Origin of the sequence: Anabaena sp. 90, assembly GCF_000312705.1 — a bacterium.
In the GTDB taxonomy this organism is placed as follows: Bacteria; Cyanobacteriota; Cyanobacteriia; order Cyanobacteriales; family Nostocaceae; genus Dolichospermum; species Dolichospermum lemmermannii.
In genome coordinates, this window is the sequence record NC_019427.1 from 3,375,602 (window position 1) to 3,388,149 (window position 12,548).

The following is a 12,548-nucleotide window of genomic DNA, read 5'->3' on the forward strand; positions in this document are numbered from 1 at the left end:
ATCATGTTGAATGATAAAGAGAAAAATCGCCCTCCCAAATCCCATAGACGATCGCTCTCATCATTAGTATAATCCCCCACTCAAAACAGACTCAACTGCTTCCCCACATCACCTTGAGGCTCAACAACCGAAAGTAACTCATCCCGTTTTTTAGCAATCAACTCCAAATAATACCCACTGGAATAGGTTTCAGAATTAGTCAACCCCGTAATTCCTTGATAAAACGTCACAACATCCCCAGTATTACCCAGAACCAAAAGAGCCTTTTCACCCTTCTTAATTTTTCGAGTAACCTGTAACTGTTCCACAGGAAAATCACCAGAACGAATAACCTTTGTTAATTCCTGGTAATATTGTTCTGCCTTAGCCTTTGACAGAAGATATTGTGTCAGGTAGTTCAAAGGAAACTCCTTTTCTAGACGAGAACGGTCTCTTTTCTGCCATAAACCCGATGAAGGGGGTAAATGAGCAATCGTACAGAAAGTTACACTAAGGCTGCAACCGTTGCTGGATAAGCATTCTGTTAATCAATGTTTTTAGCAATTCTCAATGTACCAAATAATCTTTAAGCTATTTGGCACAGCTTTTTTGTACGACACAGCAGTGGTTTGAAGACCCTAAATTTCAGAGGCTTCAATTGCTACAGGTTTTTGGTAGGTGGAAAGGATTTTGAAAACAGGTTATCAAGTCCTTAGCGTAAGTTTCGGAATGGATGCTTATTTCACCCCCTGAACGAAGTAATGTGATGATTTGATTTTTGTCTAAATCCGTTCTTTTGGACATTGGGAATTTTGCTATTTTTGGAGGATGTTCTTTTTATCTTCGCAATAGCCAGAAATATACGATCGCTTTGCTAGTTTCTTAATTGCTACTTAATCAAATACCGTTGACGGCTGACTCTAAAAATGTTTAGTGTTACATAACAGACAACAAGGATTGGAGGGATGAGCAAGTTTGGTGAAACAATCAGGCAACTTCGAGAGGCTCAAAATCTGGGACTTCGGGAAACAGCTACTATGGTAGGTATCTCGCCTGCTTACTTAAGTCGCATTGAGCGGGGTAAGGAGCATCCGCCAAAGCCGGAAGTTATAAAAGCATTAGCAAAAGGTTTAGCGGCTGATCCTGATGTACTATTTCGGCTTTGTCCTTCCACAGACCCAGATGTAGTGACTTTGCTGAAGGAAAGACCAAAGGTACTAGAATTAGTTCGTTTGGTGATGGTTCAGGAACTTTCTGATGAGCAGCTTGGTAAAATTGAGCATTTTATTAAGCGAGATATATTAAGAGAAACTTCCTCGGATACAATACTCACTGTATCTGAGTAACTCAAGCCTAGCTCTCCCCGCAGTAAGTGAGGAGGAATACGAGGAGAATTTTTATTAGCACATGAAAGCAAAACAGTTGCCGATTCCTGATTTAGAAGATAATACGGAAGATTACACTATTTCTGATGGTTGTATCCTTGACTTTATTAGTGGTGAGAAAAGTCTCAAGGACACGCCAAAAGAACAAGTGCGTCAACGGATTGCAAGGGCTTTGTTTCACGAGTATGGAATTTCGGTGGAAGATATGGCGGCTGATTTTCCGGTTTCTATTAATGGGAAGCGGAAAAAGCTGGATATTGCCATTTTTCACCACGACCAGGAGCATACAGTTCAAAATTTAAGTCGAGTGGTGGTTTGTCGCCAAGAACCAAAGGTCGGCAGAAATGCAGTGAGGATTCGAGATTACGACCAAGCAGCGAAGGATTTAGAAGAACTAGAAACCATCATGGAGCATATTGACTTCTGTAAGTATGGTTTGTGGACGAATGGTTTAGAGTTCTTTTACTTAGAGAAGCAAAAAACGCGGTTTGAAGACCGGTTTGAGCCGATAGGTGATTGGCCACCTGCGGATGAATCTTTGGACACACAGGAGGTAGTTTCTAGTGCGCGTACCCGCAAGGCTGATCCAGAAATGCTGCGTGTGGCTTTCCGGCGCTGCCATAATTTTATTCATGGTAATGAAGGAATGCCCAAAGATGCGGCATTTTGGCAGTTCTTATACTTGATTTTCTGCAAAATGCACGATGAGCAGAAATCACTTCGCGGTCAAAGGCGATTTTGGGCAGGGCCGAAGGAGCAGTTCGATACTGAGGGGCGTAAAGAAATCCGCTTGCGGCTTATACCTCTGTTTGAAGAGGTGAAAAAGAATTACAGCAATCTTTTCAGGGGAAATGAGGAAATTACTCTTTCTGACCGCGCCCTTGCTTTTATGGTTTCTGAATTGGCAAAATATGACTTTACACGTACAGATGTAGATGCTAAGGGTGCGGCTTATCAAGAAATTGTCGGCGCTAATTTACGGGGCGATCGCGGACAATACTTCACGCCACGGGGTATTATCAAACTGGCTGTGGAAATGCTTGACCCCAAAGAAAATGAGCGAATTTTAGATCCAGCCTGTGGAACTGGGGGATTTTTGGTGGCAGTGCTGGCGTATATGATGAAAAAGTTTCGGGAAGAAGCGAATGTGCCAGTAGGATTAGAGACTACAGAGGAGTTTCTATCTGTCAATGGACGGTTGCGCCAGTTTGCCGAGAAACAAGTGTTTGGTGCGGATTTTGACCCATTTCTAATTAAAGCTTGCCAGATGAATATGGTGATGGCAGGAAATGGCAGGGGTCATCTTTATCATATCAACTCTGTGGATTTCCCTAACGGACATTTAGATGGGTTAGAACCAGCTAAAAAAGAAATTCCCCTAGAATCAATTGATGTGTTGTTGACTAATCCGCCTTTTGGTTCTGATATTCCAATTACGGATAAAAATACACTCAAGCAGTTTGAATTAGCTTACAATTGGGAACGGACGGAGGATGGTAGTTTTCGCAGAACTGGTACACTCAAAGGCAGTGTTGCACCAGAGATACTATTTATTGAGCGTTGTCTGAACTGGCTAAAACCGGGGGGAAGGATGGGGATTGTTTTACCAGATGGCATTTTGGGCAATCCTGGAACTGAATATATCCGGTGGTGGATTCTGCGTCATTCTTGGGTATTAGCTAGTGTGGATATTCCAGTTGAAGCATTTATTGTAGAAGCGAATGTAAATATTCTCACAAGTTTGCTGTTTCTGAAGAAGAAAACCAAAGAGGAAATTAGGGCTGAGGATTTAGGAGGTAAGACAGACTATCCTGTATTTATGGCAGTGGCAGAGAAGGTAGGATTTGACCGTCGAGGAAATACGCTTTATAAACGGACTCCTGATGGTGAAGAAATTGTGGTTGTCAAAGAGAAAATAGAAAAAATTCGGATTGGGGAACGTATTATTGAACGTCCTTTAAAACGAAAAGAAAAGATACTCGATGATGACTTGCCTGTAATTGCCGAAAAATATCGAGAGTTCCGTCAACAATACCCAACTCCAGGTATATGATTTCTCGAATAGAAGCATTTAAATATCGCTGCTTTGACCGACTTGATATTAAACTCGGTCAATATCATGTTTTAGCTGGTGCAAATGGCACGGGTAAAAGTACGCTGCTTGATATTCCTTTATTGTTGGGCGAAATTCTATCACAGGGATTAATCCCAGCTTTTTTAGAATCTCCTTCTATTGGTGGCAGTCCAAGAGCGCAAAATTTACAAGAATTACTGCATTATGGCAGAGGAAATTATTTTGGTTTTGCCATAGAAGCTGATTTACCTGAAGAAATTATTATTAAATTGCTCGAAGATGCACCACCCACGGTTCTAAAAGATAAAAATAGGCATCCTCGAAGTATTAGATATGAAATTCGGTTTCAAATTTTTAATAATATTGAGCTTCATGTAACTGATGAATTTTTATATATTGTTCCGCAGAAGGTTTCTGAACCGAAAGAAGGCTGGGGAATAGGAGGTAAACGTCCTCGTTACTGGCACACAATTATTGAGCGGGAATCTGGTTTACCAACAATTCTGAAACAAGAAGATCGAAGCCGCTCTAAAATCAACTTGCGACTGGAACCCCAGGAATTAGCTTTAGCAAATTTACCCAGTGATATTGATAAATTTTCTGCGTCTATTTGGTTCAGAAATCTTTTAGAAAAAGGCGTAATGCGTTATGAACCAAGTTGGTCAGTGCTGCGGAAGGCTTGTCCGCCTGGACAGCCTAAAACCTTGCGTAAAGATGGTTATAATTTGCCTTGGTTAGTGCTGAATTTGCAGCAGGAACAGCCAGAGTTATTTGAGTCTTGGGTAGAACACATTAAAATGGCTTTGCCTAATGTTATGGCAATAGAAGCTATTCAACGTGAAGAAGATTATCACGCTTACCTCAAATTAACTTATTGGGGTAATCATGTTGTGACTTCTTCAGGATTATCTTACGGGACTCTGCATATTTTGGCACTGACTATTTTGCCCTACCTACCTCAACCCCATAGTCTAATTTTCTTGGAAGAACCGGAAAATGGTATTCACCCTAGAGCAATTGAGGTAGTATTACAATCTTTGAGTTCGGTGTACGATTCTCAAGTTTGGGTATCTACACATTCTCCTGTAGTATTGGCATATACTGAACTAGAATCAATGATTGTGATGCGAGCTAGTAAGGAAAATGGTGCAGAGGCGATTCCCGGAAATAAACATCCGCGTTTACAAGATTGGCAGGGAAGTATTGACCTTGGTTCTCTGTTTGCAGCAGGGGTACTGGGATGAGAGATTGTATCTTCTTGGTTGCTGATAAAAATATGGAAGCTGCTTTTACAGGTTTTTTTACCAGAGTGCAGTTCCATAGAAGTCTGGGAATTAGGCAGTTTGCATTCGACCCACAACAGGATATTATTGTTGAAGCGGGGAGTGATCCAGGTGTGTATACCCGCGCCCATCAATTAATTCGTCCTTATCAAAAAACTCATCGTTATGCTGTTGTAGTATTAGATAATGCTTGGGATGGGTCGCCTGGAGTAGAAAAAATTACTAATAATATTATGGAAAATCTTATTGATACTGGTTGGGATGAAGAAAATTGTGCCGTGATTGTAATAGATCCAGAACTAGAGATTTGGATATTACAGGATAATCGCAATGTAGAAGAGGCTTTTCGGTTTAAACAAGATATCTCTTTAAGAAAGTGGTTAGAAGAAAAAGGGTTATGGGATGCTTCGGCGTTGAAACCTGCTGACCCGAAGAAAGCTGTTGAAGATGCTTTGAAATTATCCAGAACTCCTCGTTCATCAGCTATTTATAAAAATATAACTAGCAAAGTTTCTGTTAAAGGATGTACAGATACAGCATTTCAAATGTTGTGCATTAAAATGCAGGAATGGTTTCCATTTGATGAGGGTCAAGCATGAAAACTACTAAGCTAGACTTTCCAGTAATGTCTTCTTGGATGGAAAGTAACGGGCGGCGTTTGGATTGTAACCCTTACCTTTCAGGGGCTTTTGAAGCTAAGGTAATACTTGAAAAACTATCAGCGAAGAAACAACCTTTGCATGAAGTTACAAAGGGAGGTCTAAACGGAATTTTTCATGCTGGTCGTGAGCGTCGTCAATATGTAGATGATCCAGCTTATGGTGTTCCTTTCCTGGGGAGTACAGATATTCTTGCGGCTGATCTTTCTTCTCTATCTCTTTTGTCAAAAAAGCAAGTAGCAGCTAATCCAAATTTTGCTATTCAGGAAGGATGGACTCTCATCACCCGTTCTGGGACTATTGGCAGAATGGTTTATGTACGATCAGATATGGCAGGAATGGCTTGTACTGAACACGCTATGAGAGTTGTTCCCGACGTTGATAAAATTTTGCCAGGTTATTTATATGCTTATCTCAGTAGTAAATTCGGAGTTCCTCTTATTATCTCAGGAACTTATGGTTCAATAATTCAAAGTATTGAACCTCATCATATTGCTGATTTACCAGTACCAAGATTAGGGGCAGATATTGAAGAAACCGTAGATGAATTAATTAAAGAAGCTTCTATTAAGAGAGCAAAAGCATTAAATATTTTGTATGAATCAGATAAAATATTAGAAAATAAAATACAGCTACCTCGATTACCAGATTTACATGAAATATCTAAACCTCTAGTAGCAGGGGTTAGTTCTAGCTCTCTAAGAATGCGCTTTGATGGTGCTTTTCATTCACCTTTAGCCTTAGAAGCAGAAAAGGCAATTACAAAAGCTAAATGCGATATTCTAACTCTTGCTCATAGCTCTGTTAATCAAAATCTATTTAAGCCAAATATTTTTAAAAGACAGTGGGTAGAATCAGAAAATTATGGACCAGCGTTTGTAAGTGGAAATGATATTTATCGAATGAGTCCATCACCAGAGAGATTTGTTAGTAAGAAATCTAAAGATATTGAAACTTATTTGCTAAAAAAAGGTTGGATCGTTTTTCAAGCAGCAGGACAACTTAATGGAATATTTGGATGGCCAATTTTAGTAAACTCACATCTTGATGGGATGTTCTGTGCTGATGATGTATTCAGATTAGTTCCTCATAATGAGGCCGATGCTGGCTACATCTATGCTTATTTGAGAAGTAATTATGGTCAAAGACTTCTTAAAAGACAAGCTTATGGTTACAGTATTCCCAGAGTAGTTTCTGAACACGTAGAACAAGTTATCATTCCTTGGCCAGATGAAAAAACTCGGCAATCAATTGGGCAACCAGTCTTTAATGCTTGGGAAGATTTAGCTAAGGCTATTCAAATAGAAGCTCAGGCAGTAAAAATAGTTGAAAGTAGTATTGATAAGGGAGGTGCTTAATGGCTGCAAAAGTCATCGCTATTGGTCAACCTGTCAACGACTCTGAACGTCAAGCAATTAAATTTCTTCGTGATAATTTACCCGATACCTACACAATAATTCATAACTTTGAAATCCCTCAAGGCAAAGAAAAGTATGAAATAGACCTAGCCATAATTGCCCCTCACAGCATATTTATAGTTGATGTCAAAGGTATCCCCGGACTAATTGATATTTATAATTCAAAATGGTATCCACAAGGACGCGACCATATTGGCGCACCATTAGCAAAGTGCAGACAAAATGCTAAGGTGATCAAGGCTTTAATTCGTGATACTTATCCTATCAAAACAAACCTCAAAGATATTCATGTCCATGCTGCAATTTTAATGACAGCCCCTAACTCTCATGTCGAGGCTCATGGGAGTTCAGATGAGGATGATATCACTTACCTTAATCAAAAATGCTTAACTTATTTCAAAGGCAAAGGTCATATTCCTAGCCATCGTTTGCAGGATATTCGCTCATTTCATGCTGACATTGAACAAGCAATTGTTGGTAAAGCCCGTCCCAAATCTGCGCCTCCTATTTACCGTGAATGGCAAATAGAAGAGGAACTGGGAGGAAATCCAGATAAATATACAGAATATCGCGCCAAGCATATTTTTCTCGGTAAACGCGGCGGAATAGCCCGACTGCGTGTTTATGAAGTTGACCCCTACCAAGAGCATAGCATCCGCGATCGCCAGCGCAATCTGATTAGTAATGCTTATCGTTCAATGGTGCGGATGCCTGGTCATCCAAACATCTTAAAAATAACAGAATTTTTCTCCACCGAAGCGGAAGATAAATTCATTTTAGTTATAGAAGATATAGCAGCAGAACCTCTCAGCCAACACATTAGAAAACCTAATTTAGCACTTACTTTTGACCAAAAGATTGGCATTATCCAAGATATTCTCTCAGCCCTTAACCACGCCCACAAATACGAAGTTATTCACCGCAACCTTACACCAGATGCTATTTTAGTCACACCTGATGGTAATGCGCGGCTGACTGGTTTCGACTATGCCAGGGTGACAAAAAACCGCAGCAGTACGATTGCAGAATATATTGTAGATAAGCTTGACTATAACTACCAAGCACCTGAATGTTACCGCGACCCCAGCCAAGCCAGTATCGCCTCAGATTTATTCTCGGCTGGGTTGGTGTTTTACGAATTATTAACAGGACAAACGGCTTTTGAGAATACTGCCTTTTTGGAATGCGATGCTATTTTTCCAAAAAAACCATCCTCCTATAAACCAGACCTCCCAACAGGTATGGATGAATGGTTGCAAAAACTTTGCGCTTTTGACCCTGAAGAACGCCTTATAAGTGCAGCAGTTACACTGGTGGAATTCAACAATATCATCACACCAAAATCACCAGTTGTACCTCAGCCCAACACGGGAGAAACCCCTAAATCTTTAGCTGAAATAGACTTGCAGAATTTACCCGCAGATTATATTCTTGACGAGCTATTTATTATTCAAAAGCGTCTCGGTCAAGGTGGATTTGGTGTAGCCTACAAAGTATTTGATTCGATGGGTGATAGGGATTTAGTAATGAAACTTATCACCCGTGACAAGCAATCAATTTACCAACGTTTAGTACGAGAATACAAAACACTGCTAAATATTCCCGAACATCCTTATATTGTCAAAGTTATTATTGCTGGTAAATTGCCAGATGATACACCATACATCCTATTTGATTACATTGATGGTGAAGATGTAGAAAACCTTCTAGGAAAAGAAGCCCTTTCCTTGGAAGATGCAGTAAAAATTGCACGACAAACTGCCGCAGGTTTGGCACATCTGCACGAAAATGGTGTGTATCATCAAGATATTAAGCCTTCTAACTTGTTACTCACAGATAAGGGAGTCCGCATCATTGATTTTAACGTTGCTGTCTCAGAACGAGATGAAAGCATGACAGGCGGCGGAACTAGGGCATATATCCCACCGGATTTTGACTTGACTTTAGATTTAGACGAAATTGATCAGGCGCAAAAAATTGACCGCGATATTTATGCACTGGGAATTACTCTCTATGAGTGCATTACAGGTAAATATCCTTTCGACGACCAAGACCCCAGACTAAGGCGAGACAAGCAACCCCGCGATCCACGAAGTTTTACTGCTTGTAAGGATTTGAGTGAAGAACTAGTGCAATTCTCGATGAAAGCGATCGCACCGCGCAGGGTTGATAGATTTTCTGTTGCTAAGGAATTTGCTGAAGCGTTAGATGCAATTAAACACCCTAGAAAGGTGTCTCAACCTACCCAGCTAACAACTGAATCCCTCCCAGCGACCTTAACAGATACCTCTAAACCTAATTTTAATCCCTTTGTTAGCCATCTGCTTACCTTGTACAGCCAGAGTCAACAAACCAATGCTGGAACAAGGGGATTGGATAAAATAGGGGAACTAACTTATGTCCCTACACTTTTAGACCAAGCATTACAACCTGCAATTTTAGCGGGTAAATTTAACTTAGTGATTATTTCTGGTAATGCCGGTGATGGTAAAACAGCCTTTATTCAACAATTAGAAAAGCAAGCTGAGAAAGAAAACACTAAATTGCAACGGGGACTAAACGGTTCGGAATTCCAAATAGAAGGACGAACTTTCTTTACCAATTACGACGGTAGCCAAGATGAAGGGGATAAAGTTAATAACGAGGTACTGTTAGAATTTTTAGCTCCCTTCCAAGGGTCAAATACACAAGTTTGGCAAACCAACGAAACGCGGTTAATTGCAATTAATGAAGGTCGCTTAGTTGACTTTTTATCTGAACATGAAAGCCGCTTTCCCAAACTCACTAAAATCGTCAAAAATGGTATAAAAGGTGCAGATCCCCAAGAGGGTGTTGCCATCATTAACCTTAATCTTCGCTCAGTAGTCGCTAACTTGGGTGAAGAAAATAACTCAATTTTTGATAGATTAATCCGCCGCATGACTGAGCCGCGTTTTTGGAAAGCTTGCGGTAGTTGCGACTTGAAAGAAAGATGTTATATCTTCCACAACGCCCAAACCTTTATGGATGAGAAAGCAAGTCCCAAGGTGATTGAAAAGCTCAAAACCTTATATACCATCACCCACCTGCGGGGACGCTTACACATAACCTTGCGCGATTTACGTTCAGCTTTAGCCTTCATGCTGGCGGGAACAAGGGATTGCGACGAGGTTCACGAACTTTATCACCAAAGCACTCCCGAAGCACGACAAAACATCCTTGATGGCTTTTATTTTAATTCTTGGATAGGAGGTATAGAGGGTTCAGGCGATCGCCTCATTTCCCTGCTGCGAGAAATTGATCTTGGAGAAACCAGCAATCCCAGTCTTGACCGCAGTTTTGCCTTTTTGAAACCCAGTGCTAAAGAAATGGGACGGTTTAACTTCTCAGACCGCAGCCGCAATGATGATCATTTATTACAAAGGGCGTTCGATGAACTACCTCGTGACTATCGAAGTAAAATCGAAGAAAATGGTCAAAAAGTATACAAACAATATATTGCTATGCTACGACGGCGGCAATACTTTGAACGCCGTGATTCAGGATGGCAACGAATGCTACCCTACCGTCATTTTGAATATTTTTTAAAGTTAGTAACAAAACAGGAAGACTTAACTAAGGAAGTGCAACTACTTCTACGCGCTATCAACAGGGGTGAAGGTTTGAGAAACCCATCTCGCCTTGGGAATAAACTAGCCCTAAGAGTCCGCCAAGTGAATAACGGTACTATTCGCAGTTACCGTGTATTTGATAGTCAAACTTTTAGCCTTCAACCGCATGAAGCTAGAGGAATTACTGCTTTTATAGAATTTTTACCACAAACCTTATTCCTTCAGTATGATTCTTTGATGAGCCATAATGCAAAGTTAAGTATAAACTTGGATGTATATGAAATGCTCAGAAGACTTGATGATGGCTATCGTCCCAGCGTTGAAGAACAACAGGGGTTTTACCGGAGTTTGGCAGTATTCAAAAATCTCTTAGCTTCAGCCCCGTATCAAGAAGTTTTGCTCACAGAGACTGGACAAGATTTTTATAATATCAGCCGCGATGAAGCTGGTAACTTATCGCTCAAACAAGTCCAGGAGGAAATTTAATGGGACTCGATAATAAAAAAGACAAAGATTTTGCACTAGACAAAATCAGTTACGTTAACTTCAAACATATTGAAATTGACCGTACTTTACTTAATTTATTTCCTCGACTAAAATTTGATGGCTATCCAAGTAGAGTTAGAAATTCGAGCCTTCTATTCACAGTTGAGAAATTTTTAGAAGAATTTATAGATGATAAAAATCAATCCAAATTTATTGGTTTTGCAGAGCATAAAGATATTGTCTCTAAATGGTTAGAAACTGATTTATTGGATTTAGCTAATCGAGGAAAATCAAATCAAGCTGTTGTATCACCTCGTCCTTTACACGGTAACGCATACAAATATAGAAATACCAAATATGCTAAAGATGAAGGATCTTCTGAACAAATTTATTGGATGATTTATTATGCTCGTAAGGGTTTGGGTCAAGCTGCAAGGGATGCGTTGAAGGATTTTATTTTTGCGGGGCTTGACCAACAAACTGACCTTATTTTGCTTTCAGACCAAAGAATTGATGTAGAAACTCAGGCAATTCTACATTTTGATAAGCAAGTGAAAAAAGATGCTGAAGACCGTTCCAAAGAACCGGAAAGATATTCTCCCCTTTGTATTGGTCAAGCAGACTTACTAGCAGATGATATTCTGCGTTTGCTGACCTATGAAAATTATATGCCTCGGTCAGTTCTGGTGGATTACCTGAAAACCCTGTTGTCTTTCCACTTAGCCCTTTACCACCTGCGTCTGATGAAACTTTTACCAGCGTTAGTAAAGCGGCGTGGAAGTGACCCGACGTGCGATCGCTGTCCGGTAAACCCCAGAATATCTTCACCGCATGGTGATTGTCCGCACCGTATCGGGCTAGTAGTTGATATGGGCGACCCCACCAACCCCCACATGACTGATTTGGCTCGTCATAGTGCAGAGACTCATTATCGCCGCATACCAGGTTATATTGAAGCTCATTTCATTACTAAGAAATTGGATGAAATGGCTGAATATTTAAGAACAAGAAATAAATTATCACCTGCTGGAAATCATTTCTCTGTTGGAGAAGTTTTACAACTTTTACATTCTTCTAAAAATAAAGAGCGAGAGGATTATTTTAAATCAAGAGTCACACCCCTGATAGAAAGGTATCAGCAAGGAGCAGAATCGTCTATTCCTCCAGAAGTACAGCGCATTATTAATATGAATTTAGGAGAATTTGATACTTACATAGAAATAATATTAGCTCTTCGAGGTAGTTACCATCGGGAGGCGATTATCAAATGCTTAGACGCTTTTTTATTAAAAAATAGTGATTTAGGTTTGCTACGCCAATCTCGTGCCAAGGGTAGCCCTCGCTGGTTTGCTCTGGGAAGTCGATTACTTGAAGTATTATTACAAATTGCTGTTTTAGAACCTCAAGGAACAAGCTTTGTGACCCGTGAAATTAGAGTTGATGAACTGTTAACATTGCTACGCGATCGCTATGGCCTCTACATTGACCGCTTACCCCCTGGTGATGGCTTCGGACAACCCAGCATTGTAGATCAACAGGCACTGCGAAAAAATGTTACAGCTTTTAAGACTCGTCTGCGCGAAATTGGATTTTTCCAAGACCTCTCGGATGCCTATGTTACCCAAACCGTGACTCCTCGTTATACCATAACTACTGATAACTCAGGGAGGTAAC

At 40.3% G+C, this 12,548-nt stretch carries 8 protein-coding genes; 7 read left to right on the top strand and 1 reads right to left on the bottom strand.

Features of this window, described 5'->3' with window-relative positions; all coding sequences use genetic code 11:
• Nucleotides 1-80 precede the first annotated feature (80 nt).
• Nucleotides 81-401, bottom strand: a complete 321-nt coding sequence (locus ANA_RS14725; RefSeq protein WP_041458083.1) for a hypothetical protein — start codon at nt 399-401, stop codon at nt 81-83.
• A gap of 543 nt (nt 402-944) precedes the next feature.
• Here ANA_RS14725 and ANA_RS14730 point away from each other — a divergent pair.
• The 7 genes from ANA_RS14730 (at nt 945) to ANA_RS14760 (ending at nt 12,547) form a co-directional block, all read left to right on the top strand.
• Nucleotides 945-1,325 (top strand): helix-turn-helix domain-containing protein, encoded by a 381-nt coding sequence (locus tag ANA_RS14730; protein WP_015080840.1) that lies wholly within the window; start codon nt 945-947, stop codon nt 1,323-1,325.
• A gap of 61 nt (nt 1,326-1,386) precedes the next feature.
• Complete coding sequence (locus ANA_RS14735; protein ID WP_015080841.1) at nt 1,387-3,417, top strand: methylation-associated defense system DNA methyltransferase MAD2; 2,031 nt, start codon at nt 1,387-1,389, stop codon at nt 3,415-3,417.
• On the top strand, nt 3,414-4,682 hold the full coding sequence (locus tag ANA_RS14740; protein WP_015080842.1) for a methylation-associated defense system AAA family ATPase MAD3: 1,269 nt from the start codon (nt 3,414-3,416) through the stop codon (nt 4,680-4,682). Before ANA_RS14735 ends, ANA_RS14740 begins: the two co-directional genes overlap by 4 nt.
• A complete protein-coding gene (locus ANA_RS14745; protein ID WP_015080843.1) occupies nt 4,679-5,320 on the top strand; it encodes a methylation-associated defense system protein MAD4 in 642 nt (213 codons plus the stop codon). The genes ANA_RS14740 and ANA_RS14745 overlap by 4 nt, the downstream gene beginning before the upstream one ends.
• Nucleotides 5,317-6,738 carry a methylation-associated defense system restriction endonuclease subunit S MAD5 gene (locus tag ANA_RS14750; protein ID WP_015080844.1) on the top strand — a complete coding sequence of 474 codons (1,422 nt, stop codon included), beginning with the start codon at nt 5,317-5,319 and terminating at the stop codon, nt 6,736-6,738. Before ANA_RS14745 ends, ANA_RS14750 begins: the two co-directional genes overlap by 4 nt.
• On the top strand, nt 6,738-10,874 hold the full coding sequence (locus tag ANA_RS14755; protein WP_015080845.1) for a methylation-associated defense system protein kinase MAD6: 4,137 nt from the start codon (nt 6,738-6,740) through the stop codon (nt 10,872-10,874). The genes ANA_RS14750 and ANA_RS14755 overlap by 1 nt, the downstream gene beginning before the upstream one ends.
• On the top strand, nt 10,874-12,547 hold the full coding sequence (locus tag ANA_RS14760) for a methylation-associated defense system protein MAD7 (RefSeq protein WP_015080846.1): 1,674 nt from the start codon (nt 10,874-10,876) through the stop codon (nt 12,545-12,547). Before ANA_RS14755 ends, ANA_RS14760 begins: the two co-directional genes overlap by 1 nt.
• Nucleotide 12,548 lies beyond the last annotated feature (1 nt).

Coding starts and splice junctions, on each gene's coding strand:
- ANA_RS14730 (WP_015080840.1), top strand. CDS start 945: ATGAGCAAGTTTGGTGAAACAATCAGGCAACTTCGAGAGGCTCAAAAT.
- ANA_RS14735 (WP_015080841.1), top strand. CDS start 1,387: ATGAAAGCAAAACAGTTGCCGATTCCTGATTTAGAAGATAATACGGAA.
- ANA_RS14740 (WP_015080842.1), top strand. CDS start 3,414: ATGATTTCTCGAATAGAAGCATTTAAATATCGCTGCTTTGACCGACTT.
- ANA_RS14745 (WP_015080843.1), top strand. CDS start 4,679: ATGAGAGATTGTATCTTCTTGGTTGCTGATAAAAATATGGAAGCTGCT.
- ANA_RS14750 (WP_015080844.1), top strand. CDS start 5,317: ATGAAAACTACTAAGCTAGACTTTCCAGTAATGTCTTCTTGGATGGAA.
- ANA_RS14755 (WP_015080845.1), top strand. CDS start 6,738: ATGGCTGCAAAAGTCATCGCTATTGGTCAACCTGTCAACGACTCTGAA.
- ANA_RS14760 (WP_015080846.1), top strand. CDS start 10,874: ATGGGACTCGATAATAAAAAAGACAAAGATTTTGCACTAGACAAAATC.